22 protein-coding genes are annotated in these 25,737 nt (G+C 63.6%); 13 read left to right on the plus strand and 9 right to left on the minus strand.

What is annotated here, in order from left to right; all coding sequences use genetic code 11:
- Positions 1 to 10: 10 nt before the first annotated feature.
- Positions 11 to 616 carry a protocatechuate 3,4-dioxygenase subunit alpha gene (gene pcaG / locus AC788_RS12425; RefSeq protein WP_049860902.1) on the plus strand — a complete coding sequence of 202 codons (606 nt, stop codon included), beginning with the start codon at positions 11 to 13 and terminating at the stop codon, positions 614 to 616.
- 121 nt (positions 617 to 737) lie between these two features.
- Here the strand turns inward: pcaG and AC788_RS12430 are convergent, their stop codons facing one another.
- Positions 738 to 1,562, minus strand: a complete 825-nt coding sequence (locus AC788_RS12430; RefSeq protein WP_049860903.1) for an aldo/keto reductase — start codon at positions 1,560 to 1,562, stop codon at positions 738 to 740.
- A 24-nt stretch (positions 1,563 to 1,586) separates the two neighbouring features.
- Positions 1,587 to 3,308, minus strand: a complete 1,722-nt coding sequence (locus tag AC788_RS12435; protein WP_049860904.1) for an FAD-dependent oxidoreductase — start codon at positions 3,306 to 3,308, stop codon at positions 1,587 to 1,589.
- A gap of 140 nt (positions 3,309 to 3,448) precedes the next feature.
- On the opposite strand from AC788_RS12435, the gene AC788_RS12440 reads away from it, so the two are divergent.
- From AC788_RS12440 to AC788_RS12450, 3 genes are all read left to right on the plus strand, one after another.
- A complete protein-coding gene (locus tag AC788_RS12440; protein ID WP_049860905.1) occupies positions 3,449 to 4,225 on the plus strand; it encodes an IclR family transcriptional regulator in 777 nt (258 codons plus the stop codon).
- A 128-nt stretch (positions 4,226 to 4,353) separates the two neighbouring features.
- Complete coding sequence (locus tag AC788_RS12445) at positions 4,354 to 5,415, plus strand: Gfo/Idh/MocA family protein (protein WP_049860906.1); 1,062 nt, start codon at positions 4,354 to 4,356, stop codon at positions 5,413 to 5,415.
- A gap of 54 nt (positions 5,416 to 5,469) precedes the next feature.
- The gene (locus AC788_RS12450; protein WP_049860907.1) at positions 5,470 to 6,285 is read left to right on the plus strand and encodes a sugar phosphate isomerase/epimerase family protein; all 816 of its coding nucleotides are present in this window, start codon (positions 5,470 to 5,472) and stop codon (positions 6,283 to 6,285) included.
- Between the two features lie 128 nt (positions 6,286 to 6,413).
- On the opposite strand, the gene AC788_RS12455 is transcribed toward AC788_RS12450, so the two are convergent.
- Entirely contained in the window at positions 6,414 to 7,754 is a 1,341-nt protein-coding gene (locus AC788_RS12455; RefSeq protein ID WP_049860908.1) for an MFS transporter, read from the minus strand.
- A gap of 556 nt (positions 7,755 to 8,310) precedes the next feature.
- On the opposite strand from AC788_RS12455, the gene quiC reads away from it, so the two are divergent.
- Positions 8,311 to 10,221, plus strand: coding sequence for a 3-dehydroshikimate dehydratase QuiC (gene quiC, locus AC788_RS12460; RefSeq protein WP_049860909.1), 1,911 nt, complete (start codon positions 8,311 to 8,313; stop codon positions 10,219 to 10,221).
- Positions 10,222 to 10,315: 94 nt separating this feature from the next.
- Positions 10,316 to 10,987 (plus strand): TetR/AcrR family transcriptional regulator, encoded by a 672-nt coding sequence (locus tag AC788_RS12465; protein WP_049860910.1) that lies wholly within the window; start codon positions 10,316 to 10,318, stop codon positions 10,985 to 10,987.
- A gap of 177 nt (positions 10,988 to 11,164) precedes the next feature.
- Here the strand turns inward: AC788_RS12465 and AC788_RS12470 are convergent, their stop codons facing one another.
- From AC788_RS12470 to AC788_RS12485, 4 genes are all read right to left on the minus strand, one after another.
- On the minus strand, positions 11,165 to 12,016 hold the full coding sequence (locus AC788_RS12470; RefSeq protein ID WP_049860911.1) for a shikimate dehydrogenase: 852 nt from the start codon (positions 12,014 to 12,016) through the stop codon (positions 11,165 to 11,167).
- Between the two features lie 68 nt (positions 12,017 to 12,084).
- Positions 12,085 to 13,518, minus strand: coding sequence for an MFS transporter (locus AC788_RS12475; RefSeq protein WP_330218329.1), 1,434 nt, complete (start codon positions 13,516 to 13,518; stop codon positions 12,085 to 12,087).
- A gap of 158 nt (positions 13,519 to 13,676) precedes the next feature.
- Complete coding sequence (gene trmA, locus AC788_RS12480; protein WP_049860913.1) at positions 13,677 to 14,762, minus strand: tRNA (uridine(54)-C5)-methyltransferase TrmA; 1,086 nt, start codon at positions 14,760 to 14,762, stop codon at positions 13,677 to 13,679.
- Positions 14,759 to 16,051: an NCS2 family permease gene (locus AC788_RS12485; RefSeq protein WP_049860914.1), complete on the minus strand. Its 1,293-nt coding sequence runs from the start codon at positions 16,049 to 16,051 to the stop codon at positions 14,759 to 14,761. The genes trmA and AC788_RS12485 overlap by 4 nt, the downstream gene beginning before the upstream one ends.
- A gap of 237 nt (positions 16,052 to 16,288) precedes the next feature.
- Here AC788_RS12485 and AC788_RS12490 point away from each other — a divergent pair, with 237 nt between their 5' ends.
- From AC788_RS12490 to AC788_RS21380, 6 genes are all read left to right on the plus strand, one after another.
- A complete protein-coding gene (locus AC788_RS12490; RefSeq protein ID WP_049860915.1) occupies positions 16,289 to 16,807 on the plus strand; it encodes a (2Fe-2S)-binding protein in 519 nt (172 codons plus the stop codon).
- The gene (locus AC788_RS12495) at positions 16,804 to 17,793 is read left to right on the plus strand and encodes an FAD binding domain-containing protein (protein WP_049860916.1); all 990 of its coding nucleotides are present in this window, start codon (positions 16,804 to 16,806) and stop codon (positions 17,791 to 17,793) included. Before AC788_RS12490 ends, AC788_RS12495 begins: the two co-directional genes overlap by 4 nt.
- Positions 17,790 to 19,979: a xanthine dehydrogenase family protein molybdopterin-binding subunit gene (locus AC788_RS12500; protein ID WP_049860917.1), complete on the plus strand. Its 2,190-nt coding sequence runs from the start codon at positions 17,790 to 17,792 to the stop codon at positions 19,977 to 19,979. Before AC788_RS12495 ends, AC788_RS12500 begins: the two co-directional genes overlap by 4 nt.
- A 330-nt stretch (positions 19,980 to 20,309) precedes the next feature.
- Positions 20,310 to 21,746 carry a cytochrome ubiquinol oxidase subunit I gene (locus tag AC788_RS12505; RefSeq protein ID WP_049860918.1) on the plus strand — a complete coding sequence of 479 codons (1,437 nt, stop codon included), beginning with the start codon at positions 20,310 to 20,312 and terminating at the stop codon, positions 21,744 to 21,746.
- Between the two features lie 2 nt (positions 21,747 to 21,748).
- Positions 21,749 to 22,756 (plus strand): cytochrome d ubiquinol oxidase subunit II, encoded by a 1,008-nt coding sequence (cydB, locus tag AC788_RS12510; protein WP_049860919.1) that lies wholly within the window; start codon positions 21,749 to 21,751, stop codon positions 22,754 to 22,756.
- 52 nt (positions 22,757 to 22,808) lie between these two features.
- Positions 22,809 to 22,970, plus strand: coding sequence for a DUF2474 domain-containing protein (locus AC788_RS21380; RefSeq protein ID WP_082223659.1), 162 nt, complete (start codon positions 22,809 to 22,811; stop codon positions 22,968 to 22,970).
- 85 nt (positions 22,971 to 23,055) lie between these two features.
- Here AC788_RS21380 and AC788_RS12515 read toward each other — a convergent pair whose 3' ends face one another.
- Positions 23,056 to 24,180, minus strand: a complete 1,125-nt coding sequence (locus AC788_RS12515; protein WP_049860920.1) for a methyltransferase — start codon at positions 24,178 to 24,180, stop codon at positions 23,056 to 23,058.
- Positions 24,181 to 24,330: 150 nt separating this feature from the next.
- Here AC788_RS12515 and AC788_RS12520 point away from each other — a divergent pair, with 150 nt between their 5' ends.
- Positions 24,331 to 25,107 carry a ferredoxin--NADP reductase gene (locus AC788_RS12520; RefSeq protein ID WP_049860921.1) on the plus strand — a complete coding sequence of 259 codons (777 nt, stop codon included), beginning with the start codon at positions 24,331 to 24,333 and terminating at the stop codon, positions 25,105 to 25,107.
- Between the two features lie 154 nt (positions 25,108 to 25,261).
- On the opposite strand, the gene mscL is transcribed toward AC788_RS12520, so the two are convergent.
- Entirely contained in the window at positions 25,262 to 25,714 is a 453-nt protein-coding gene (mscL, locus tag AC788_RS12525) for a large-conductance mechanosensitive channel protein MscL (protein WP_049860922.1), read from the minus strand.
- Positions 25,715 to 25,737: the final 23 nt, after the last annotated feature.

A 25,737-nucleotide genomic window follows, 5' to 3' on the forward strand; every position in this document is an offset into this window, starting at 1 on the left:
GGGAACCGACATGCCTATCGAATTGCTCAAAGAAACCCCTTCACAAACGGCCGGACCTTACGTCCACATCGGCCTGGCCCTGGCGGCAGCCGGCATCGAACCGCGCGAGCATGAAATCTGGAACCAGATGGCCAAGCCCGAAGCGCCGGGCGAGCACATCCTGCTGCTGGGCAACGTCTACGACGGCAACGGTCACCTGGTGCGCGACTCGTTTCTAGAGCTGTGGCAGGCTGACGATCAGGGCCACTACCACATCGATTTCGACCAGGACAAACCCTTCAACAGCTTCGGCCGTACCGCTACCACCTTCGACGCCGGTGAATGGACCGTGCAGACGATCAAGCCGGGCGTGGTGAACAACGCCGCCGGCGTGCCGATGGCGCCCCACATCAACATCAGCCTGTTCGCCCGTGGGGTGAACATCCACCTGCACACGCGGCTGTATTTCAGCGACGAGGCCGAAGCCAACGCCAAGGACCCGGTGCTGAACCTGATCGAACAGCCGGCGCGGCGCGAGACGCTGGTGGCGACTCGCTGCGAGGTGGATGGCAAGCTGGCCTACCGTTTCGATATGCGTATCCAAGGGGAAGGGGAGACGGTGTTTTTCGATTTCTGATCCAGATACTGCGGTGCTCCCCTTCGCGGGCAGAGCCCGCTCCCACAAATTTCGTGTGGGAGCGGGTCATGTGGGAGCGGGCTCTGCCCGCGAAGGGGTCACTGCGGTCCAGCGCCCTACCTCAATCCCACTCAGGCGCAAAATCCGGGCTCACCAACCGCTGATCCTTGGGCAACGCCGCAATGATCCGGCGATCTTCGTCGTCCAACTGCACCTTCAGCGCATCCAGGTTGCTCTGCTGGTTGGCCTTGCTGGCCGCCTTCGGGATTGCGGCGACATTGTCCTGATCCAGCAACCACTTCAACGCCACCTGAGTCGGCAGCACGCCATGCTTTTTGGCAATCGCCTGTAGCTCGGGAATCTGCGACACCTTGTTGCGAACCAGCGGGCTGTAGGCGGTCAGCGCCATGTCGTGCTGGCGGGCATAGTCGAGCAGGGCGCTCTGGTCCAAGGTCACATGATATTCAACCTGGATGGCCGCCAACGGCGCGTTCAACTCCTCGACCACATGGCGCAGCAACGGCAGAGGAAAGTTGGCCACGCCGATGTTCAGCGCACGGCCGTCCTGCTTGAACGACACCAGGGTCTCGATGGCCGCCTTCACATCCCAGCCCTCCTGGCCGGGCCAGTGGATCAGGAACAGGTCGATGTAGTCGCTTTGCAGCGCATTCAGACTGTTCTGGAACGATTCGCGCATGGCGTCGGGCGCCAGCTTGTCCCACCAGACCTTGCTGGTGACATGAATGTCGCCGCGCGGCACGCCGGATTCGGTCAGGCCGCGGCCCACGGCGGCTTCGTTGTTGTAGCCGGCAGCGGTATCGATGTGCCGGTAGCCCAGTTCCAGTGCCTGGATCACGGCCGAGGTGCATTCCTCGTCGAGCATCGGCCAGGTGCCCAGGCCCAGTTTCGGCATCTTCAGCTGTTGGGCGTTGGTGATGAGTTGCATGTCGATCTCCTTCTCTACTGGCGGTTATTCGTCGTGTGTCGCTCCGGCCATGTGTCGCGCGGCAATGTAGCCGAAGGTGGCGGCAGGGCCCAGGTTGATGCCTCCGGCCGGGTAATGGCCGCCCATGATGCTGGCCATGTCGCTGCCGGCTGCGTACAGCCCGGCAATCGGCAGGCCCTGGCGATCGAGCACCTGTGCGTGCTCATTGGTCTTGAGCCCGGCGAAGGTGCCGAAGCTGCCTGCTTCAACCTTGACCGCATAGAAGGGCCCCTGTTCGATCGGCGCCACGCACGGATTGGGTTGGTGCAGGGCATCACCCTGCTTGCGGTTGTAGGCGCTGCCGCCGCGGCCGAATGCCGGGTCCTGCCCCAGCCGCGCGTGCCGGTTGAAGTCGTCCACCGTGCGGCGCAGCCCTTGAGGGTCGATGCCGCAGGCGCTGGCCAGCGCTTCCAGCGTGTCGCCGACTTTCAGGTAGCCGCTGTCCAGATGCGGTTTGATCGGCAGGGGAAAGGGCCGCGAGATGCCCAGTCCGTAGCGGCGCTGGAAGCGATGACTGCAGATCAGCCAGGAGGCGACTTCGCTGCCGGGCGCGTGCTCGACCATCGCCTTGACGTAATCGTAGTAGCCGTCCGCCTCGTTGACGAAGCGCTTGCCGTTGGCCAGCACGCCGATGATGCCGGGCTTGGCGCGTTCGATGATGTGCGGGAAATGGCCGACACTGCCATCGGGGTAGGGCACACGCGAGACCGGGCACCAGGCCGCGGCCGAGGCCAGGTCCGTGGCCACTTCGCCGCCGGCGGCTTCGCCCAGGCGCAGGCCGTCGCCACTGACGCCCTGCGGTGGCAGGGCCAGGTGTTCGTGGCCGGTGGGTGTTCGCGCAAACAGCGTCCGCCGTCGCTCGATATCGTTGGCGAAACCGCCGGTGGCCAGCATCACGGCCTTGCGAGCGTGGATCACGACCTCGCCCCTGGCCGTCTCGACCACGGCACCGCAGACCCGCGAACCTTGCATCGACAGCCGTCGAACCGGCGCCGACTCCCACAGCAGTACGCCCAGGTCGTCGGCCGACTTGGCCAGCCGCGCCACCAGTGCCACACCGTTGCGCAACTGCATGGCGCGTCCGTGCCAGGCCAGGTCGAACAGATGTCGGCCCACTCGCTGGCTGACGTGCAGCAGCGAACGCCATGACCGGGTCAGCGTAAGAAAGGCGCTCAGGTCTGCCCCTGCCATGATCGGCATGCCCAGGAAGGAGGTTTCACGCATCGTTGTGCGCAGGCGCTTGAGCAGCTTCGTGCCCAGTTCGCGTGCGTCGTAGGGCGCAGCGATGACCGAGCGGCCACCGGTGCCGGCGCCCGGCGTATCGCCATGGATGTCGGCGATGGCATTGCCGCCGGCGAATTGCAGGCGGGTGTGTTTCTCGAAGAACGCGACCATCTTCGGGGCGGCTTCGAGAAAGGCATCGACCCGCGCCGGATCGAAGTGCGCCCCTAGTTCATGTTGCAGGTAGGTGCGCGGCAGGGCTGGATCCTCGTCGATGCCGGCGCGCCGTGCCAGCGGATTGCGCGGCACCCACATCCAGCCACCCGACCAGGCGGTTGCGCCGCCGAAGGTGCTGTCCTTTTCCACCACGATCACGCGCAACCCGTGGTAGGCGGCGGTGACGGCAGTGGCCAGGCCTGCGGCTCCCGAGCCGATCACCAGCACGTCGCACTCCACCGGGGTCGTTACGCAGTCGGGCGCAGGCATGGGATGAATCTCCAAGAAGCAGGTGGGTTAAATTGTAATTTTCTAGAACCTGGTTCCATATTCTATGGATTGCCGACCGGATCGCCAAGTGTAGAATCGGCGAAATTTTTTCATTCGTTACAACTTCACGAGACCCCATCATGGCCGGCAGTCAGATCGAACGGGCGCTCAGCCTGCTTGAGAGCCTTACCAACGAGCCTCGCGGCCAAGCCCTGCAAACCCTTGCCGAACAGTTGGGCATGCCCAAGAGTGCAGCCCATCGCATGCTGTCCGAACTGGGCCGGCTGGGGTATGTGCGGCAGAACGCCGAGACTTTGCGCTATCACTTGTCGACCAAGCTGGTCGCGCTGGGCTTTCAGTACCTGTCGGGCAGCGGCGCCGACATCGTGCAGCCGATCCTCGACCGGCTGGCCCAGGACACCGGCGAGCTGGTGCGCCTCGGCGTGATCGAAGGCGACCGGCAAACCTGGATCGCCAAATCCCAGGGCGCCCGTTCCGGCTTGCGCTACGACCCGGAAATGGGTCGCGATGCGCCCCTGTTCTACACCGCGTCCGGACATGCCTGGCTGGCCTCCCTCAGTGATGCCAAGGCATTGGCCCTGGTGGAGCAGCAAGGCATTGCCAGTCGTGACGATTTCGGACCGAACGCTCCGCGTTCCAACGCCGATCTGCTCGAACGCCTGCGGGTGGCTCGCGAGGCCGGTTATGCCTGGGTGGTCGAAAGTTCGGCGCTGGGCACGTCAGCCCTGGCTGCCGTGATCCGCCATCCGCGCGACGCTCATGTGGTGGGTGTACTGAGCGTCGCCGGCCCCAGCGCGCGCCTGTCCGAATCGCGCATGCATGAATTGGCCACGGGTTTGCTGGCTGCTGCGCAGGAGTTGTCTCAGGTCAGCGTGGCGTCGGAGCTGTTCAGCTGAGTGTAGAAACAAAGGGGGTGCCATCACGATCCGTGCAGTCGCCTGCACGATTGCGCTCTCGTTGACTTGAAATATTCCGGAACTTGGTTCTAAATATTTGGAGAAAACAAAAACCAAGGATCTGCATCGTGACCTCCCCTCTGCGAATCGCCCTGATCGGTGCTGGCAACATGGGCCGGCAGCATTACCAGCATCTGCAACAGATGGACGGCGCCCAGCTCTGCGCCATCGCCGACCCAGGCCCTCAAGCAGCCGCCTTCGCCGCTGAATGCGCGGTGCCGCATTTCACCGATCATCGGCAGATGCTGGCGCAGGTGGCGCCCGAGGCCGTCATCGTCGCCAACCCCAATGCCCAGCATGTGCGTACGGCTCTGGACTGTCTGGCGGCCGGTGTCCCCGTGTTGCTGGAAAAGCCGGTGGGGGTCGATCTGGACGAAGTGGCCGAGCTGGTGGCCGCCAGCTCGGCCAGCGGTGTGCCGGTCCTGGTCGGTCATCATCGGCGGCACAACCCGATGATTAGCCGCGCCCGACACGTCGTGCAAAGTGGCGTGCTCGGTCGGCTGACCACGGTGACGGCGCTGTGGCAGTTGCAGAAGCCCGACAGTTACTTCGACATCGCCTGGCGTCGCGAGCCGGGGGCAGGGATGCTGCTGACCAATCTGATTCATGACCTGGATCTGCTGCGCTACCTGTGCGGCGAAGTCCGCCAGGTGCAGGCCTTCGGCAGCAATGGCATTCGCGGTTTCGGCAACGAAGACAGTGTGGCGGTGTTGCTGCAGTTCGAAAACGGTGCGCTGGGCACCTTGACCGGTTCCGATGGGGTCGCCGCGCCCTGGAGCTGGGAGCTCGGCTCGGGCGAGAACCCGGTCTATCCACGCCAGGCCGATCAGCCGTGCTACCTGCTGGCAGGCACGGCCGGTGCGCTGAGCGTGCCGCAACTGACGCGTTGGCATTACGCCGAACCGGGCGCGGGCTGGCATGAACCCTTGCAGCAGGTGCAGGAAACCTTCGCCCCCGCCGAAGCGTTGGGCGTGCAGCTTGAGCATTTCATCGAGGTCGCGCGCGGGCAGGTCGAACCGCTGGTGAGTGTGGTGGATGCTGCGCGAACCCTGGCGTTGGTCGACGCCATCGGGGACGCGATGCGCACCGGGCGTGCCTGTGCACCCCGCGCGTTGGGCCAGGCCGGTTAGTTGGCTGAAACGCTCTCGCCTTGCCCAACACCTTCAAGCCCCAAGGAACCGCCCATGACCCACCGCATCCTGTCTCTGGCCGCCTTGACCGTGCTCGAGCTTTCGCCTCCCGAGATGGTCGAGGTCGCTGCCCGCGCCGGCTACAGCCACGTTGGCCTGCGCACCGAACCGGCCACCGCCGAGGAGCATCACTATCCTTTGCTGCGCGACAAGGCACTGCAACGCCAGACGGCTGCACGTTTGCGTGATACCGGCATCAAGGTGCTGGACATCGAAATCCTGCGGCTGAAACCGCTGACCCGTGTGGCGGATTTCGAAGCTCATCTGGCGCTGGGCGCCGAGTTCGGTGCCAGCGAATTGCTGGTGGCGGGGAACGATCCAGACGTGCAGCGAGCCAGCGACAACCTCGCCCAGCTGTGTGATCTGGCGCGGCCCTATGGCATCCATCCGCACCTGGAATTCATGCCCTGGACGGACTGCCCGGACCTGGCCAGCGCGAGGGTGATGCTCGACAAGGCCGGTCGCGACAATGCCTGCATCCTGGTCGATGCCTTTCATTTCGACCGCTCCAACTCGCGACTTGAAGACCTGCGCAGCCTGCCACCGCAACGCTTGCGTTATGCCCAACTGTGCGACGTGGCGGGTCCATGCCCTGATGACATGGCCGAGATACTGCGCCAGGCCCGCCAGGAACGTCGTTTTCCGGGAGACGGCGACTGCGACCTGGTTGGCTTGTTGCGAGCGCTGCCCGAGGATGTGCCGCTGAGCCTGGAGATACCCACGGCGCGGCTGTTGGAGCAGGGGGTGAGCGCTTATGAGAGGGCCCGGATGGCCCTCGAGAAAACCCAGGCTTTACTGGCTGAGATCTAGGGTGATGCCACTGGCCTCTTCGCGGGCAGAGCGCTCGCCGCCCGCCCCGCTCCCACATGGATATGCGGCGAGCCTCTGTGGGAGCGGGCTCTGCCCGCGAATAGCCCCACCGCCACCCCGCGCCTGGCTCAAGCCCCCTGCGGCACCTTGCGCGGTGCCATCAGGTACAACCACACCAAGGCAATGAAATACATCGCCGGAATGATCGTGAACAACACCGTGTAGTTGTTGTTCGTCACGGTCAGGATATAGCCCACCACCTGGGTCATGAACATCCCGCCGACCGCCGCGCACATGCCGCCGAAGCCGAACACCGTGCTCATCATGTGCTTGGGCGTGTAGTCCATCACCACGCTCCAGATGTTCGCCGTCCACGCCTGGTGCGCGGCGATGGCCAGCGAGATCGCCGCCACCGCCACCCACAGGTTGGCCGCGCCAGCAGCGAACACCACGCTGATGATCGCCAGCGCAAACACGAGCATCGACAGCAGCCGCGCCTTGACCGGTTGCATGCCGCGTCCGATCAGGAACGAGGACAGCACGCCACCGCCCACGCTGCCGACGTCGGCACTCAGGTAGATGATGATCAGCGGGATGCCCATCTGGGTGACGTTGATGCCCAACTGGTATTGCTGGTTGAGAAACGGCGGCAGCCAGTACAGGTAGAACCAGAACACCGGGGCCGTCATCATGAAGGCCCCGGCAAACGCCCAGGTGCCGCGCATGGTCATGATCTTCCAGAACGGCACGCCCGGTTGCTCGGGGGCTTCCTGATCCTGGATGTATTCAAGCTCGCTGGCTTTTACCCGTGGATGCTGGTCCGGATCGAAGTACTTGATGCCCCAGAACACCGCCCAGGCCAGCCCCAGCAGGGCGATGGTGAGAAACGCCGCCTGCCAGCCCCAGACACTGAGAATCAACGGCAGCATCATCGGTGTCAGCAGCGCGCCGACGTTGGTCCCGGCATTGAAGATGCCGGTGGCCACTGCGCGCTCCTTGGCCGGGAACCACAGCCGAGTGGTCTTCACACACGCGGGGTAGTTGGCGGCCTCGGTCAGGCCGAGGATGAACCGGCAGACCATGAAGCCCACCGCCGAGGTCGCCAGGCCGTGGGCACCGGTGGCCAGGCTCCAGAGCAACACCGCACAGAAAAACACACGCTTGACGCCGATCCGATCGATCAGGCGGCCTTGCAGCAGGAAGCCGATGGCATAGCCGACCTGGAACCAGAAATTGATGTTGGCGTAGTCCATCGCCGTCCAGCTCATTTCCTTGGCCAGAATCGGCTGCATCACGCCCAGTGCGGCGCGATCGATGTAGTTCAAGGTTGTCGCGAAGAACACCAGGGCGAGCATGCCCCAGCGAGTCTTGCCGACGGCGGCGCCGGCCTTGACCATGTCCCTGAAGCCGACTTTGGTCTCAGGCGCTTGTTGGGCGCGGGGCAGAGCGGAGCTGTGGGGTTGTGTCATCGTTGGGACCATCCGTACAGGCGCGGTGGTTTCGACCACCGCCGAACTTCGACTGAGCGTGAGGCAGTCTGATACAGGGCATGCACGGTATCAGAGACATTGCCGTCAGGGAGCACTCGGTGGCGTCAAACGCGTGCGTATTGACTGGCTTCGACACCGCTGGGGAAGGTCACAGGTACGGGATTGATGCGAAATCGGATGGGCATGAGTGATTACCTGAGTTCTTGAAATTCTTATGGGGTGTTGGCCGCCACGGCGGGCGGTCTGCGCCGGGTCGATTGCAATCTGCGTCTCGACCAGCTTCACTGTCGGGACCGATGGTGCGCACACCGCCTGGGCTAATCAATCGATGCACACGGTAAGTGGTCGATAATCGCACGCAAAACTAACCAGTTGGTACGTGCTCGGGTAGAGTGGCAAACTGATACAACCCCCTTTTTTCATCACGGTTCTGCCTGCCCTCAGGCGCTGGGCGGAACCGCAGAAAAGGCGCGTAGTCGAGGCCTCGGCGCAAGCCCTCGTAGCGCCTTTTCGTAGAGCCTTATTGGAGCGTGCCATGCAGCGTTCGATCGCCACCGTATCCTTGAGCGGTACCCTGCCGGAAAAACTCGAAGCCATTGCCGCCGCCGGCTTCGATGGCGTGGAAATCTTCGAGAATGACCTGCTGTACTACGACGGCAGTCCGCGTGAAGTGCGGCAGATGTGCGCCGACCTGGGCATCGCCATCACCCTGTTCCAACCGTTCCGCGACTTCGAAGGCGGCAATCGCTCGCGCATGGCGCGCAACTTCGACCGCGCCGAGCACAAGTTCGACCTGATGCAGGAACTGGGCACCGACCTGGTGCTGGTGTGCAGCAACACCGCCGCCGACTCGCTGGGCGAGCAGCAGATCCTCGTCGACGATCTGCGCGAGCTGGGCGAACGCGCCGGCAAGCGTGGCTTGCGCATTGGCTATGAAGCCTTGGCGTGGGGCCGCCACGTGAATACCTATCAGCAGGTCTGGGACATCGTCCGGCAGGCCGATCACCCGGCCCTGGGTGTGTTGCTCGACAGTTTCCACACGCTGTCGCTCAAGGGCGACCCGCGCGCCATCGCCGACATTCCCGGCGACAAGATCTTCTTCGTGCAAATGGCCGATGCGCCCATCCTGGCCATGGACGTGCTGGAATGGAGCCGGCATTTCCGCTGCTTCCCAGGGCAGGGCGAGTTCGACCTGCCGGGCTTCCTCGCACCGATCATCAAGACCGGTTACACCGGCCCGTTGTCGCTGGAAATCTTCAACGATGGTTTCCGCGCCGCGCCGCCTCGGGCCAATGCCGCCGATGGCCTGCGCTCGCTGCTGTACCTGGAGGAAAAGACCCGCAAGCTGCTGGAACAGGAGGCCACACCGGTGGCGAACCTGGACATCCTCTTCGCACCGCCTCCCGCAGATGACTACAAAGGCATCGAATTTCTCGAATTCGCGGTCGACGAAGCCTTGGGGGCCAAGCTCAGCCACTGGCTGCAGCAACTGGGCTTCGCCAAGGCCGGCCAGCATCGTTCCAAGAACGTCAGCCTGCTGCGTCAGGGCGATATCAACCTGATCCTCAATGCCGAACCCTATTCGTTCGCCCACAACTTCTTCGAGTCCCACGGCCCATCGCTGTGTGCCACCGCGTTGCGGGTGAAGGACAGCGCCAAGTCCCTGGAGCGCGCCGTGGCCTACAAGGCCCAGCCGTTCCGCGGCCTGGTCGGGCCCAACGAGCGCCAGCTGGCGGCCGTGCGGGCGCTGGATGGCAGCCTGATCTACCTGGTGGACGAGGCCAGCGACGGGCCGACCATCTACGAGAGCGACTTCAGCCTCAGCCCATCGCCAGCGACGCCGGGCATGCTCAAGTCCATCGACCACATGGCCATGGCCATTCCGCCGGACACCCTCGACAGCTGGGTGCTGTTCTACAAGACCGTGCTCGATTTCAAGGCCGACGACGAGGTGGTGCTGCCCGACCCCTATGGCTTGGTGAAAAGCCGTGCGGTGCGCAGCCAGTGCAGTTCGATCCGCCTGCCGCTGAACATCTCGGAAAACCGCAACACCGCGATTTCCCATGCGCTGTCGACCTATCGCGGTTCGGGTGTGCATCACATCGCCTTCGATTGCGACGACATTTTCGCGGCCGTCAGCAAGGCCAAGGAGGCCGGGGTGGCGCTGCTGGACATCCCGCTCAACTACTACGATGACCTCGGTGCGCGGTTCGATTTCGACGACGAATTCCTCAGCGAGCTGGCGTACTACAACGTGCTGTACGACCGTGACGCCAACGGCGGTGAGCTGTTCCATGTCTATACCGAGCCGTTCGAGGAGCGCTTCTTCTTCGAAGTGCTGCAGCGTCGCGGCGGTTATGCCGGCTATGGTGCTGCCAACGTTGCAGTGCGCCTGTCGGCCATGGCCAAGGCGCGCGCCGGTGGCATACGCCACGCCAAGCTCTGATCGGGTGCCCGCCGCGCAGGTGCGCGGCGGGCTTTGCTTGCCTGCGCGGCGCGCCGCATAATGCCCGCTGACCAACGACGGCCGTGAGCCCAGCATGACTACAATCTCAGAGGCCGACGCGCACGCTGCCGACGTTCCTCGCAAGCCCCGCAAGAACAACCCCGAGAAGACCCGCGAGAACATTCTGCAGGCGGCCATCACCGAGTTCGTCGAGCAGGGCCTGGCGGGCGCCCGCGTCGATGCCATCGCCGAGCGTACGCACACCTCCAAGCGCATGATCTACTACTACTTCAGCAGCAAGGAGCAGCTTTACCTGGAGGTGCTGGAAAAGCTCTATGGGGATATTCGCGGCACCGAAGCCAAGTTGCATCTGGACGAGCTGACGCCGGTGGAAGGCATTCGCCGGCTGGTGGAATTCAGCTTCGATCACCACGATCGCAACGAGGATTTCGTGCGTATCGTGTGCAACGAAAACATGCACAAGGGCGAGTACGTCAAGAAATCCACGAGCATTCGCGAGTTGAACAAGACCGTGCTGCTGGCACTGGCCGACCTGTTGCGGCGCGGCACCGAGCAGGGCGTGTTCCGTCCGGGGCTGGATGCCATGGACGTGCATTTGATGATCAGCTCGTTCTGCTTCTACCGAGTGTCCAACAAGCACACCTTCGGCCAGTTGTTCCAGGTGGATTTCAACGAAGCCACGTTGAAGCTGCACCACCGCGAAATGCTCTGCGAATCACTCCTGCGCTTCATCCAGGCCCCATAGCAGCCACAGACGCCGCATCCACCGCCGACGCGGCTCGCGCCGCTGCTACAGACACCGCGATCCCCTGTAGCAGCGGCGCAAGCCGCGTCCGGCCGCACCGCGTTGTACCTGACACACCGCATCGATCGCCGACGCGGCTTGCGCCGCTGCTACACGGGTCGTGATCCGGGTCTTGGCTTATCCGTTCATTTCGGCAAAATGCGCCATCATGCGTTCGGCATCGGCTTGCCGGCCGCTGAACAGCTCGAACGCCTTCACGGCCTGGAACACGGCCATGGTGCCGCCGTCCAGCGTGCGGCAACCCAAAGCCCGGGCTTCGCGCAGCAGTTCGGTCTCGAGCGGAAAATAGACGATCTCGGCCACCCACAGCGCCGGGCGCAGGGCCGACTTGGGCACCGGCATGCCTGGCAGCTTGGCCATGCCCATCGGTGTGGTGTTGACCAGGCCATCGGCCTCGGCCAAGGCCGTCAGCAGGTCGCTGCCCGCCTGTGCCGGCTGCCCCGGAAAATGCTGGTTGAGGTTGTCGGCCAGGGCCTGCGCCCGCGCCGGCTCGACATCGAAGATGCTCAACTGCTGCACGCCTTCGAGCAGCAACGCATGGGCCACCGCCGCACCGGCACCGCCGGCACCCATCTGCACCACACGGTCGCGCTTGGCCTCGTGCATGCCGCGGCGGAAACCTTCGGCGAACCCCAGGCAATCGGTGTTGTGGCCGACCCGTTTACCATCCTTGAGCACCACAGTGTTCACGGCGCCGATTCCAGACGCCTCCGGCGACAGCTCATCGAGCAGGGGAATGATCGCCTGCTTGGCCGGAAAGGTGATGTTGAGGCCAGTGAAGCTCATGCGTTGAGCCGCAGTGAGCAGTTCTTCAAGGGCACCGTTGTCGAGCTTCAGTGCATCCAGGTCGATCAACCGGTAGACATACCCCAAGCCCTGCGCCGCGCCTTCGCGCTCGTGCATGGCTGGAGTTCGGGACTGCTGGATACCGGCGCCGATCAGGCCCGCCAGGACGTTTTTACCGCTCATCGAGTGACTCCATTATTTTTGTTGGGTGCGATGCAGGTAAATTGTACTAACCAGTTAATTACGTCAAATCATTTTGTCGGCGTCGTCTGCTTGCCATGGCCCGACACGGCAGCGCCCGCATTACGGGGCAATTGCCAGAGGTCGAACATCGATACCAAGGTCAGAATCCCCACCAGCACGAACGCCATGTGATAGCTGGCCAGGGATTCGCCGTTCACGCCCAGCACCGATTCGCTCAGGCGCAGGAAGATCACCGCCAACGCCACGCCCAGGCCGAAAGCCAACTGCTGAGTCATGCTGAACAGCGTGTTGGCCGAAGACATCAGCGGCTGCGGCATGTCGGCGAAGGCGACGCTGCTGTAGGCGGTGAACCCCATCGAACGAGCCATGCCCGACACCAACAACACCGGCAGGATCACCGCCAGTGGCGTGGCCGCGGTCATTGCCGCGCAGGCGAAGGTAGTGCTCGCTAGCACCAGGCTGCTGCCGATCAGCGGTGTCCGGAAACCCCAGCGACGCAGCACCCAAGAGGTCATGGGCTTCATCCCGATGTTGCCGGCGAACAGCGTGAGCACCAGCAGGCCGGCGGTGAAGGCGTCATGACCGAACCCCAGTTGGAACATCAGCGGCAGCAAAAAAGGGTGTGCGCTGACCATGGCACGAAACAGCGAGCCGCCGTTGAAGGTTATCCGGTAGGTAGGGATCTTCAGGGCGTCCAGTTTCAACAGGGGCGTGGGGTGCCGGGTGAAGTGACGGTACATCGCCCACAGCAGGACGGCACTGGTGGTCAGCATCAGATAGCCGTACCCGCTGCGTGGAGCCTGGCCTATGAAATCGAGGCCGAACAGCAGGCCCACGCACGCCAGGGCACAGAGTACAAAACCCACTGTGTCGAAGGGGCGGTGGGGATGTTCGCCTCGGCCCTCGGGCATCAGCTTGTAGGCACACACCAGAGCGATCAGGCCCAAAGGCAGGTTGAGCAGGAAGATCCAATGCCATGACGCATAGGTGGCCAGGAAGCCCCCCACCGGCGGGCCCAGCACCGGCGCCACCAGTCCGGGCCAGGTGATGAAGGCGATGGCAGTGAGCAGGTCGGACTTCTCGGTGTTGCGCAGTACCGCCAGGCGCCCCACCGGCACCATCATGGCCCCACCGATGCCCTGCAGCACCCGCGCGGCGGTGAACTGCCAGAGCTCCTGCGAGGCTGCGCACAGTACCGAGGCCAAGGTGAACAGCGCCAGCGCTGTCATGAACACGCGACGATGCCCCCAACGATCAGCGACCCAGCCACTACCGGGAATGAAGATCGCCAGGGTCATGACGTAGGCGGTGATGCCGATGTTCAGGTCCACGGCGGTGGCCTGGAAGGATCTGGCCATGTCCGGCAGGGCGGTGACGATCACCGTGGCGTCCAGGTTTTCCATGAAGAACGCCGCGGCCACCAGAAGAGCCATCAAGCGTGAGCGCGAAGCGGACAGAGGGGCAGTGGCAGCGTTGTTCAAGCCGGTCTCCATGACAGTGGTAACTTCTTGTTACTTCTGTTCTACCACAGGCACGTCCGCCGTTGCAGCCACGCAGGCCGCGTTAGGGGCCTGCGTGGTTTGCCTGACAGGGCGCGTAACCGTCTCGCGTGGTTCGGCCCGTCACTGCAGCACGGCGTTCAACGGCGTACCAGCAAGACCCCTGATTCCATGTGATGGGTGTACGGAAACTGATCGAACAAGGCGCACTTGGCCACCCGATGGGTATCGTGCAATTGCTCGATATTGGCCGCCAGCGTTTCCGGATTGCAGGAGATGTACAGGATGTTGTCGAAACGCCGGGTCAGCTCGCAGGTGTCCACGTCCATGCCGGCCCGTGGTGGATCGACGAACACGCTGCCGAAGTCATAGGCCTTGAGATCGATACCCTGCAGACGACGGAACGGACGCACCTCGTTGAGCGCTTCGGTCAGCTCTTCGGCCGACAGGCGCACCAGGGTCACGTTGTCGACGCCGTTGTCATCGAGGTTGTGCAAGGCGGCGGCGACCGACGTCTTGCTGATTTCCGTGGCCAGCACCTTGCGCACCTGCGTGGCCAGCGGCAGGGTGAAATTGCCGTTGCCGCAGTACAGCTCCAGCAGATCGTCGTCGCGCGGGCCCAGGGCCTCGTACGCCCAGTTGAGCATCTTCTGGTTGACCGTGCCGTTGGGCTGGGTGAACGCGCCTTCGGGCTGGCGATAGCGGAACGTACGACCAGCCACCTCGAGCGCCTCGACCGCATAGTCGCGGCCGATGACCACACGCTTGCCCTTGGAGCGACCGATGATGCTTACACCCAGGTCGCTCGCCAGTTGCTCGGCAGCACGCTGCCAGTGCTCGTCCAGCGGGCGGTGATAGCACAGCGTTACCATGGCATCGCCGTCCAGTGTGGTCAGAAACTCCACCTGGAACAGCTTGTTGCTCAGCGCCGCATCGGCCTGCCAGGCGGCCTTCAGGCGCGGCATCAGTTCGTTGATGCGCGCGCTGGCGATGGGAAAGCTGTCGATCAGGATCGGCACATGCTTCTCGCCGGGCGCGAACATCGCGTAGTGACGCTGGCCGTCCTCGCGCCACAGGCGAAATTCCGCGCGCAGCCGGTAGTGCTCGCGAGGCGAATCGAACACAGCCGGTTCCGGCGCATCGAACGGCGCCAGCAACGCGCGCAGGCGCGCTACCTTTTCATCCAGCTGCTGGGTGTAGGAGGAGGGGTCGAGAACAACACTCATGGATACCAGCCCAGTTTCACAACGAACAGAATGGAGAGGATCACCAGCGCCGAGTTCAAGTCGCGGGCACGGCCCGCCAGCAGCTTGATCAAGGTCCAGGCGATGAAGCCGAAGGCGATGCCGTTGGCGATCGAATAGGTCAGCGGCATGGCCAGGGCGGTGACCACCACCGGAGCGGCTTCGGTAATGTCGTCCCACTCGATTTCAGCCAGGCCCGACGCCATCAATACCGCCACGAAGAACAACGCCGGTGCGGTGGCATAGGCCGGCACGCTGCCTGCCAGCGGGGCGAAGAACAGTGCCAGCAGAAACAGCACCGCGACCACGATGGCGGTCAGGCCGGTACGGCCCCCGGCGCTGACGCCCGCTGCCGACTCGATGTAGCTGGTGGTGGTGGAAGTACCCAGCAGCGAACCGGCCATGGCCGCCGTGCTGTCAGCGATCAGCGCCCGACCCATCTTCGGCATGTGGCCGTCCTTGCCCATCAGACCGGCGCGCTTGGCCACGCCGATCAAGGTCCCGGAGTTGTCGAACAGGTCGACGAACAGGAAGGCGAAGATCACGCTGAGCAGGCCGATGTCCAAGGCCCCGGCGATGTCCAGCTGCATGAAGGTCGGCGCCAGCGATGGTGGCATCGACACCAGCCCGTTGAATGGGCTGAAGCCCAGCAGGATCGACGCGGTGGTCACCACCAGAATGCCGATCAGCACCGCCCCGCGAACCTTGCGCGCCTCCAGGGCGACGATCAGGAAAAAGCCCAAGATCGCCAGCACCGCACCGGGCTTGGTCAGGTCGCCCATGCCCACCACGGTGGCCGGGTTACCCACCACGATCCCGGCGCCTTGCAGCGCGATCAGCGCCAGGAACAGGCCGATGCCCGCAGCGATGGCCGAACGCAATGGCAGGGGGATGCTGTTGACGATCCACTCGCGGATCCGAAAGATCGACAGCAGGAAAAAGCACACCGCCGAGATGAACACCGCGCCCAGCGCCACCTGCCAGGTGTGGCCCATGTGCAGCACGACGGTGTAGGTGAAGAAGGCGTTCAGGCCCATCCCCGGCGCCAGGGCGATCGGGTAGTTGGCGATCAGGCCCATGACCGTCGAGCCGATGGCCGCGGCCAGGCAGGTGGCGACGAAGACCGCGCCCTTGTCCATGCCGGTTTCGCCCAGGATGCTGGGGTTGACGAACAGGATGTAGGCCATCGCCAGAAAGGTCGTGACCCCGGCGAGTATTTCCGTGCGCACGTTGGTGTTGTGCGCCTTGAGTTGAAACAGCCTTTCCAGCATGCCCGCTCCCTGTGGCGCGTTTTGCGCCGTTACCGTTGTTGTCGAGTGTTGTCGTGTCGACCCTGATAGCAAAGCACATCCGGGCGGTAAAAAAAGCCGCGCATCATACCAGCACGGTCGCGGGGAAACACTCATCAGCTCGTCTGAACGAATGACCGGCGTGCCAAGTCGTACCTGCAAACGACGCGACATGAAAAATGCCGCGCACGCAAGCTGAACCACCGTGAGGTCGACCCGATGAGCACCCTTTCTTCCAGCGCTGGCGCGCAGCCGTACGCCAGCCACAGCATTTCCCTGCAACTCAATGGCCAGTCGCGCCAGCTCGATGTATTGCCCTGGACCACCCTGCTGGATCTGCTGCGCGAACAGCTCGACCTGGTCGGCAGCAAAAAAGGCTGCGACCACGGTCAGTGCGGCGCCTGCACCGTGCTGCTCAATGGCAAGCGGGTCAACGCCTGCCTGACCCTGGCCGTGATGTGCGACGGCGCCGAGCTGACCACCATTGAAGGCCTGGCGCAGGGTGATCAACTGCATCCGGTCCAGGCCGCGTTCATCAAGCACGATGCCTTCCAGTGCGGTTACTGCACGCCGGGGCAGATCTGCTCGGCCGTTGGCCTGATCAACGAAGGCCGCGCCGACTCCAGCGCCGACATCAAGGAATTGATGAGCGGCAACCTGTGCCGTTGCGGCGCCTACAGCAACATCCGCGCGGCCATCGAAGAAGTGGTCGAAGTGCAGGGAGGGGAGCGCTCATGAATCCGTTTACCTACGCCAAGCCTGCCGGCGTCGATGAGGCCGTGCGCCTGGCCGGTCCTCGCTCGCGCTTCATCGCTGGTGGTACCAACCTGCTCGACCTGATGAAAGAGAACGTCCTGCAGCCCGAGCAGCTCATCGACATCACCGGGTTGCCCCTGCGCGAAGTCGAGGAAACCGCCGAGGGCGGCGTGCGCATCGGCGCCCTGGTCAGCAATGCCGACCTGGCCTGGCACCCGTTGATCGAGCAGCGTTACCCATTGCTCAGCCAGGCGATCCTGGCCGGTGCTTCGCCGCAGCTGCGCAACATGGCCAGCACCGGCGGCAACCTGCTGCAGCGCACGCGCTGCTACTACTTCTACGATTCGAAGATGCCGTGCAACAAACGCGAGCCCGGCACCGGTTGCCCGGCCAAGGACGGCTTGAATCGCATCCACGCCATCCTGGGCGCCAGCGAGCAGTGCGTCGCCACCCATCCTTCGGACATGTGTGTGGCCCTGGCAGCGTTGGCTGCCGTGGTCCATGTGCAGGGTCCGAACGGCGCGCGCACCATCGAATTCGCCGACTTTCATCGCCTGCCCGCGGACGCGCCCGAGCGCGACAACCAGTTGGCCGATGACGAACTGATCACCGCGGTAGAACTGCCCGCCGCCGGTTTCACCGCCCACAGCCAGTACCTGAAGATCCGCGATCGGGCGTCTTACGCTTTCGCGCTGGTATCGGTTGCCGCAGCGCTGGAGCTGGATGGCGAGACCATTCGCGACGCCCGCCTGGCGCTGGGCGGTGTCGCCCACAAGCCGTGGCGCGATGAAGCGGTGGAGCGCCTGCTGATCGGCCAGCCCGCCACCGCCGAGACCTTCGGCAAAGCTGCCGACGCCCTGTTGCAGGACGCTCGCGGTCTGCAACACAACACCTTCAAGATCAAGCTGGCCCGCCGCGCGATAGTCCGTGCCCTGAGCGACGCCGCCAAAGGGGAGATGCAGCGATGAGCACACTTGGCAAACCCATGGACCGCGTCGACGGTCTGCTCAAGGTGACCGGTCAGGCGCGCTACGCTGGCGAGTTTCCTGAAGATGGCCTGCTGTTCGGCAGTGTGGTTTCCAGCACCATCGCCAACGGTCGCGTGCTGTCCATCGATGCGTCCAAAGCCTTGGCGCTGCCGGGCGTGGTGGCCGTGATCGACCACACCAACCGCCCTAAGCTGGCCAGCTACGACAAAAAATACGAAGACGACGATGCCGCCGACGGCTCGCCGTTTCGCCCGCTGTACAACGACAACGTGCTCTACAGCGGCCAGCCGCTGGCGCTGGTCGTCGCGGAAAACCTGGAACTGGCGCGCCATGCAGGCGCTCTGGTGCAGATCAAATACGCCCAGGAACCTCACCAGACCGACCTGCGCGCACAGCTGTCCGCCGCCAAGCCGGCGCCGGCTGAACTGCCCGAACCGCGGGGCGATTTCGCCGGGCAATACGCTGCCGCCCCGATTACCGTCGACGCCACCTACGACACGCCGGTCGAGCACCACAACCCGATGGAGCCCCATGCCAGCACCGCGCTGTATCAGGCCGACGGCAGCCTGGTGATCCACGACAAGACCCAGAGCACGCAGAACTGCCAGACCTATCTGTCCAACGTGTTCGGCCTGGACAAGGACAGGATCCGCGTCATGGCTGCTTTCGTCGGCGGCGCCTTCGGCTCCGGCCTGCGTCCGCAGTACCAGCTGCCGCTGGCCGTGATGGCCGCTCTGCACCTCAAGCGCTCGGTACGCGTTACCCTGACCCGCCAGCAGATGTTCACCTTCGGCTACCGTCCGCGCACCGTGCAGCAGCTGCAACTGGCCTGCAACGCCGACGGCAAGCTGCAGGCAGTCGGCCACACCGCGACCGGTCAGACCTCGCGTTTCGAAGACTTCTCCGAGCACGTCGTGGAGTGGAGCGGCATGCTCTACCACTGCGACAACGTCAAGCTGACCTACAACCTGGTGCCCTTGGACGTGTTCACGCCCCTGGACATGCGCGCCCCCGGCGCAGCCCTGGGCATGATCGGCCTGGAATGCGCGATGGACGAGCTGGCCGTGGCGGCCAAGATCGACCCCGTGCAACTGCGCCTGGTCAATTTCTCCGACACCAACCAGAACGAAGGCAAGCCGTATTCCAGCAAGGAACTCAAGGCCTGCTACCAGCAGGGCGCCGAACGTTTCGGCTGGAGCCAGCGCACGGTCGAGCCGCGCAGCATGCGCCGTGACAACCAGTTGGTTGGCATGGGCATGGCCGGTGGGGTCTGGGAGGCCATGCAGATGCCGGCCAGCGCCAAGGCCAAGATCGACAAGCAAGGCAAGCTGGTGGTCAGCAGCGCGACCACTGACATCGGCACCGGTACCTACACGGTGATGACCCAGATCGCCGCGGCAGCGGCCGGTGTCGCCGCGCAGGACGTGGAGTTCAAGCTGGGCGACTCGTCGCTGCCCACCGCGCCACTGCAAGGTGGCTCGTTTACCGTATCGTCGGTAGGAACCGCCGTGCAGCAGGCCTGTGAAGCGCTCAAGGCCAAGCTGATCCACGCCGCCAGCCAGGTGCATCCGGCGTTTGCCGATGCCGACCCTGCACAGGTGTTCATCGAGGACGGCGAGCTGCGCTGCCCAGGCCATCACGTGTCGCTGCAGAACCTGAGCGGCATCGACGGCATGGACACCTTCGAAGCCCAGGTCGATGCCGAGCCGGACAAGAAGCGTGAAGGCTATGCCACGGCCACGCATTCGGCGGTGTTCGTCGAAGTGGAAGTGGACGAAGATCTGGGCACCATCCGCGTCACCCGCGTAGTGAGTGCCGTGGCCGCCGGTCGTGTGGTGAACCCGAAGATGGCCCGCAGCCAGATCCTCGGCGGCGTGGTCTGGGGCTTGGGCATGGCCCTGCAGGAAGAAACCCAGACCGACCATAACCTGGGCCGCTTCATGAACCATAGCCTGGCCGAGTACCACATTCCGGTGAATGCCGACATCAACGACATCGACGTGATCTTCGTCGACGAGCCCGACGACATCGTCAACGCCCTGGGTTCCAAGGGCGTCGGCGAGATCGGCATCGTCGGTGTCGCGGCCGCCGTGGCCAACGCCATCTACCACGCCACCGGCAAGCGTGTCCGCGAGTTCCCCATCACCCTCGACAAGGTGCTCTGAAAGCTCGATTCCGGCCGGTGCGCACTGCACCGGCCGGTGTTTTCGGGCAACAGATGAGCTGCGCAAACCCCATACCAGACGAAAGTAAACCGGGTGCGACATCCGGTCGTGCGGCACTAAACCACACAGCCCAATCGCGCAAACAGGGCTACTCTTTGACGGTATCTTGATCCATGTCAACGCCTCGTCCGGCGCGGCATGGCGGCCAAACGGCCACAATCCCTGCGTCGTGGAACCAAGCAGAACGAAGTCATCAGACCGCGCTTCCCTCGCAGGGGCCGCTGGCATGGGCTGCCCGCCCGCGCCGGTTCACCTGATAGAGGAAGCCCCATGTTCGGTTTAGAGGCAATCGATCTCGCCCGAATGCAGTTTGCGTTTACGGTCTCGTTCCACATTCTGTTTCCTGCCATCACCATCGGTCTGGCCAGCTACCTGGCCGTGCTCGAAGGCATGTGGCTGAAAACCCGTGACGACACCTACCGCGACCTGTATCACTTCTGGTCGAAGATATTCGCAGTCAACTTCGGCATGGGCGTGGTCTCCGGCCTGGTCATGGCGTACCAATTCGGCACCAACTGGAGTCGCTTCTCCGACTTCGCCGGCGCCGTCACCGGCCCGTTGCTCACCTACGAAGTACTGACCGCATTCTTTCTGGAAGCGGGCTTCCTGGGCGTCATGCTGTTTGGCTGGAACCGCGTGGGCCGAGGCCTGCACTTCTTCTCGACGGTCATGGTGGCGATCGGCACCTTGATCTCGACGTTCTGGATCCTGGCGTCCAACAGCTGGATGCAGACCCCTCAGGGCCACGAGATCATCGACGGTCGAGTGATTCCGGTCGACTGGTTCGCAGTGATCTTCAACCCCTCATTCCCGTTCCGCCTGGCGCACATGTCCATCGCTGCCTTCGTCGCCACGGCGTTCTTCGTCGGCGCCTCGGCCGCCTGGCACCTGCTGCGCGGGCGCAACACGCCGGCCATCCGCCGGATGTTTTCCATGGCCATGTGGATGGCGTTGATCGTCGCCCCGGTGCAGGCCTTCGTCGGCGACATGCACGGCCTGAACACCCTGGAGCACCAGCCCGCCAAGATCGCCGCGATCGAAGGTCACTGGGAAAACAAGGGTGACGAAGCCACCCCGCTGATCCTCTTCGGCTGGCCCGATATGGAAGCGGAGAAAACCCGCTTCGCGGTCGAGATTCCCTACCTGGGCAGCCTGATCCTGACCCACAGCCTGGACAAGCAGGTGCCGGCGCTCAAATCCTTTCCCAAGGAAGACCGGCCCAATTCGACCATCGTCTTCTGGTCGTTCCGGGTAATGGCCGGCCTGGGCATGCTGATGATCTTCGTCGGTCTGTGGAGCGTGTGGCTGCGCAAGAAAGACGCGCTGTTCACCTGCCGTCCATTTCTCTACCTGACCCTGTGGATGGGGCCATCGGGCTTGATCGCCTTGCTGGCGGGCTGGTTCACCACCGAGATCGGCCGTCAGCCGTGGGTGGTCTATGGCCTGATGCGCACCGCCGATGCCTCTTCCAACCACAGCGTCACGCAGATGAGCATCACCCTGGTGATGTTCGTCGTGGTGTACTTCTCGCTGTTCGGCGTGGGCCTGGGCTACATGATGCGCCTGGTGCGCAAGGGTCCGAAGGCACACGAAGAAACAATCAACACCGGCGGTCCTGGTACCCAGCGCACCCCTGCACGTCCTCTGTCCGCAGCCCATGAAGGCACGGAAGAAGGCCAAACCGACACCTTGAGCAAGGGGCACTAAGCATGGGTATCGATCTTCCATTCATCTGGGCCGTGATCATCATCTTCGGCATCATGATGTACGTGATCATGGACGGCTTCGACCTGGGCATCGGCATCCTGTTTCCCTTCATGAAGGATGAAGGCGACCGCGACGTCATGATGAACACCGTGGCACCGGTCTGGGACGGCAACGAAACCTGGCTGGTACTGGGCGGTGCGGCGCTGTTCGGCGCGTTTCCGCTGGCCTACTCGGTGGTGCTGTCGGCCCTGTACCTGCCGCTGATTCTGATGCTGATGGGTTTGATCTTCCGCGGCGTGGCGTTCGAGTTCCGCTTCAAGGCGACCGCAGCCAAGCGCCACGTGTGGGACAAGGCGTTCATCGGCGGCTCGCTGACAGCGACCTTCTTCCAGGGCGTGGCTTTGGGCGCGTACATCGACGGCATTCCCGTGGTCGGCCGCAACTACGCCGGGGGCGGCCTGGACTGGCTGACGCCGTTCAGTCTGTTTTGTGGCCTGGCGCTGATCGTGGCCTACGCCTTGCTCGGCTGCACCTGGCTGATCATGAAGACCGAAGGCAGCCTGCAGCAGGCCATGCACAAGCTCGCACCGCCACTGACCTACGGGCTGCTGATCGTCACCGGTATCGTGAGCATCTGGACACCGTTGGCCCATGGCGACATCGCCACGCGCTGGTTCAGCACGCCGAACCTGTTCTACTTCCTGCCGGTGCCGATCCTGGTGCTGGCCACGGTGGTCGGGTTGCTGCGTTCGGTGAAGCGTAACGCGCACTACACGCCGTTCCTGCTGACCCTGCTGCTGGTGTTCCTGGGTTACAGCGGGCTGGGCATCAGCCTGTGGCCGAACATCATCCCACCGTCGATCTCGATCTGGGACGCGTCGTCGCCGCCACAGAGCCAGGGCTTCATCCTGGTGGGCACGCTGTTCATCATCCCGATCATCCTGGTGTACACCTTCTGGAGCTACTACGTGTTCCGCGGCAAGGTCACCCACGAGGCCGGCTACCACTAGCCCAACCGCCGCTGCCCAGGCTGCAAGGCCTGGGTCGGGCAGGAGTAGAAGCATGAGCGAGAAACCGATCGTTACGCACAGCGAAGAGAAAAAGCCCTTGTGGAAACGCTTGGGCTGGCTGGTGGTGATCTACGCCGGCAGCGTCGTCGCGCTGGGCCTGTTTGCCATGTTGATCCGCCTGTTCATGACGGCGGCCGGGATGAAATCCCACTGAATCCCATCAGTGCTGCTCTGGCAGTGCTTTTTTTACAGCCCTCCTTGCGAGGGCTTTTTTTTGCTCTTCAAACGCACCGTTGCGCTCACTTGCGCGCGCGTAGCACCACGAACTTGGGCGTGGCAGCCACCTGTTCGACGCCGCGGAACAGCCTGGCCAGTTTGCTGTGATAACCCAGATGGCGGTTGCCGACGATGTACAGGTCGCCGCCGGTGACCAGCGCTTCGCGTGCCTGCTGGAACATGCGCCAGGCGAGGAAGTCGCCCACTACCTGCTGCTGGTGGAACGGCGGATTGCACAGCACCACGTCCAGCGACTGCGGCGCCTGGCTGGCAAGGCCATCACCGGCGCGCACCTCGACCTGACGCGCACCCAGGGCCGCCTGCCAGTTTTCCTGCGCCGATTGCACGGCCATGAATGACTCGTCTACCAGCGTGTAGTGAGCCTGCGGATTGGCCAGGGCGCTGGCGATGGCCAGCACGCCGTTGCCACAGCCCAGGTCGGCGACCCGCGCTGCGCCGAGGTTGCGCGGCAGGTGCGGGAGGAACGCGCGGGTGCCGATGTCCAGCCCTTCGCGGCAGAACACGTTGGCGTGGTTGAGCAGCGTCAGCCTGGGGTCGTCCAGCTGATAGCGGGTCGGGTAGGGCGATACCGGCGCGGGCTTGCCTTCGTCAGTGGCGATCAACAGTCGAGCCTTCTTGACCGCCAGTGACGGTCGCATCGTGCCGATGTATTTCTCCAGCAGATCACCTGCAGCGTGGGGCAAGTGCTTGACCATGCCGGCAGCGACCACCTCGGCACCGGGCGCCAGGTGGCCGTGCAGGCGGATCAGCTGTTCTTCGAGCAGGGCCAGGGTCTTGGGTACACGCACCAGCACGCGGTCGAACGGACCCTGCACCGGCGCGCTCGCGGGGATGAATTCGATGCTGTCAAATGGCAGGCCATTGCGGGTCAGGTTCTTCTCCAGCCCCAATGCGCCGAGGAATGAATCGCCACTGCTGACCACCTGCACCGAGCCTTGCAGGCTGATGGCCAGCGCGCCGAAGCTGTCGTTGAGAATCAGCACGCGTGCCTGGGCGGGCAGGGGATGCTCGGCCATGTGCGCCAGTAGGTACTCGTCGGCCGCATCGAACGCCTGCAACGGCTCGTTGGGTTGATCGGGCTGGCGGATCAGGTCGAGCTCAGCGAAGGGCGAAGTCAGTACAGGCATGGCAGAAGGCACGAAGCGGCAATAAAGGCGCGATTCTACCCGATCGCATGCAGTTCCTACAGGCGCGCTCCCCGGTGGCCACACAAACCAACGGTGTTTATCTGCAGCGGTTTGCGGGAAAATACCAGCACTTGAGCCCCGGAGCGCCCCATGACTGCCAGCGCAGAAAAATTCACCCGCCAGACCATCCTCGAGGTCCAGCCGCTGACCCCCAGCCTGTTCACCTTGCGCACCACCCGCGACGCCGGTTTCCGCTTCGTCGCCGGCCAGTTCGCCCGCCTGGGGGTGACCAAGGCCGATGGCAGCGTGGTGTGGCGCGCCTATTCGATGGCGTCCTCGCCCTTCGATGAGTTTCTCGAATTCTTCTCCATCGTCGTGCCGGGCGGCGAGTTCACCAGTGAACTTAGCCGGTTGCGCCCGGGAGACGAGCTGCTGGTGGAAAAGCTGGCAACGGGTTATCTGACCCTGGATCGCTTCGTCGACGGCCGTGACCTGTGGATGCTGGCGACCGGCACCGGCGTGGCCCCTTTCGTGTCGATCCTGCAGGACTTTCCCGTGTGGGAAAAATTCGAGCACATCAAGCTCGTATACAGCGCGCGGGAAGGTCAGGAGTTGGCGTACCGAGAGTTGATCGCTGGCCTGGAACAGCGGGACTACCTGGCCGAGTTTGCCGGCAAGCTACAGTTCATCCCGATCGTGACCCGGGAGCAGGTGCCGGGCACGTTGCACGGCCGTATCACCGATCTCATTCAGAATGGCGAGCTGGAAAAAGCTGCAGGGTTGGAACTGGTGCCGGAGCATTCACGGGTGATGATCTGCGGCAATCCCCAGATGATCGACGACACCCGCCAACTGCTCAAGGGCCGCGACATGAACCTCAGCCTGAGCCGCCGCCCTGGCCAGGTCGCCGTCGAGAACTACTGGTAGCAGTCATCCCGTAGGAGCGGTCTATGGCCGCGAAAGCCTCACCGAGGTTTACCTGACTCACCGCATTGGCCCTTCGCGGCCACAGACCGCTCCTACAGAGCCAGTGTGGCCCTTCTGTAGGAGCAGTCATCGGTCGCGAAAGCTTGACGCGGTATCAGATCTGCGGCCCAGGCGTCGGTGCAGTGGTCACCACGGTGCCCTTGCCATTCTGCTCTTTGAGCAGGTCACGAATTTCACCCAGCAGCACTTCTTCCTTGGAAGGTGCAGCAGGCGCCGCAGGTTTCTTCTCTTCCTGATGGCGCAGGCGGTTGATGGCCTTCACCCCCATGAAGATGGCAAACGCCACGATGATGAAGTCGACGACTGTCTGGATGAATTTGCCATAGGCCAATACCACCGCCGGCGCATCACCGACCGCCGCACGCAGCGTGATGGCCAGGTCGCTGAAGTCCACGCCACCAATCAGCAGCCCGAGCGGCGGCATGATCACATCGCCCACGAAGGATGAAACGATCTTGCCGAAGGCTGCACCGATGATGATACCAACGGCCATGTCGACTACATTGCCCTTGACCGCAAAGGCCTTGAATTCACTTAGCACGCTCATGAGGTTATTCCTTATTACAGATG

It is taken from the genome of Pseudomonas sp. RIT-PI-a (genome assembly GCF_001187875.1).
Taxonomy (GTDB): domain Bacteria; phylum Pseudomonadota; class Gammaproteobacteria; order Pseudomonadales; family Pseudomonadaceae; genus Aquipseudomonas; species Aquipseudomonas coleopterorum.

What these genes read in the sequence shown, in the direction of transcription:
- cydB (WP_049860919.1), top strand. Translation starts at nt 21,749, where the DNA reads ATGGGTATCGATCTTCCATTCATCTGGGCCGTGATCATCATCTTCGGC.
- pcaG (WP_049860902.1), top strand. Translation starts at nt 11, where the DNA reads ATGCCTATCGAATTGCTCAAAGAAACCCCTTCACAAACGGCCGGACCT.
- AC788_RS12455 (WP_049860908.1), bottom strand. Translation starts at nt 7,754, where the DNA reads ATGACACAACCCCACAGCTCCGCTCTGCCCCGCGCCCAACAAGCGCCT.
- AC788_RS12440 (WP_049860905.1), top strand. Translation starts at nt 3,449, where the DNA reads ATGGCCGGCAGTCAGATCGAACGGGCGCTCAGCCTGCTTGAGAGCCTT.
- AC788_RS12485 (WP_049860914.1), bottom strand. Translation starts at nt 16,051, where the DNA reads ATGCTGGAAAGGCTGTTTCAACTCAAGGCGCACAACACCAACGTGCGC.
- AC788_RS12505 (WP_049860918.1), top strand. Translation starts at nt 20,310, where the DNA reads ATGTTCGGTTTAGAGGCAATCGATCTCGCCCGAATGCAGTTTGCGTTT.
- AC788_RS12430 (WP_049860903.1), bottom strand. Translation starts at nt 1,562, where the DNA reads ATGCAACTCATCACCAACGCCCAACAGCTGAAGATGCCGAAACTGGGC.
- AC788_RS12495 (WP_049860916.1), top strand. Translation starts at nt 16,804, where the DNA reads ATGAATCCGTTTACCTACGCCAAGCCTGCCGGCGTCGATGAGGCCGTG.
- AC788_RS12435 (WP_049860904.1), bottom strand. Translation starts at nt 3,308, where the DNA reads ATGCCTGCGCCCGACTGCGTAACGACCCCGGTGGAGTGCGACGTGCTG.
- AC788_RS12470 (WP_049860911.1), bottom strand. Translation starts at nt 12,016, where the DNA reads ATGAGCGGTAAAAACGTCCTGGCGGGCCTGATCGGCGCCGGTATCCAG.
- AC788_RS12500 (WP_049860917.1), top strand. Translation starts at nt 17,790, where the DNA reads ATGAGCACACTTGGCAAACCCATGGACCGCGTCGACGGTCTGCTCAAG.
- AC788_RS12490 (WP_049860915.1), top strand. Translation starts at nt 16,289, where the DNA reads ATGAGCACCCTTTCTTCCAGCGCTGGCGCGCAGCCGTACGCCAGCCAC.
- trmA (WP_049860913.1), bottom strand. Translation starts at nt 14,762, where the DNA reads ATGAGTGTTGTTCTCGACCCCTCCTCCTACACCCAGCAGCTGGATGAA.
- AC788_RS12515 (WP_049860920.1), bottom strand. Translation starts at nt 24,180, where the DNA reads ATGCCTGTACTGACTTCGCCCTTCGCTGAGCTCGACCTGATCCGCCAG.
- AC788_RS12520 (WP_049860921.1), top strand. Translation starts at nt 24,331, where the DNA reads ATGACTGCCAGCGCAGAAAAATTCACCCGCCAGACCATCCTCGAGGTC.
- mscL (WP_049860922.1), bottom strand. Translation starts at nt 25,714, where the DNA reads ATGAGCGTGCTAAGTGAATTCAAGGCCTTTGCGGTCAAGGGCAATGTA.
- quiC (WP_049860909.1), top strand. Translation starts at nt 8,311, where the DNA reads ATGCAGCGTTCGATCGCCACCGTATCCTTGAGCGGTACCCTGCCGGAA.
- AC788_RS21380 (WP_082223659.1), top strand. Translation starts at nt 22,809, where the DNA reads ATGAGCGAGAAACCGATCGTTACGCACAGCGAAGAGAAAAAGCCCTTG.
- AC788_RS12450 (WP_049860907.1), top strand. Translation starts at nt 5,470, where the DNA reads ATGACCCACCGCATCCTGTCTCTGGCCGCCTTGACCGTGCTCGAGCTT.
- AC788_RS12465 (WP_049860910.1), top strand. Translation starts at nt 10,316, where the DNA reads ATGACTACAATCTCAGAGGCCGACGCGCACGCTGCCGACGTTCCTCGC.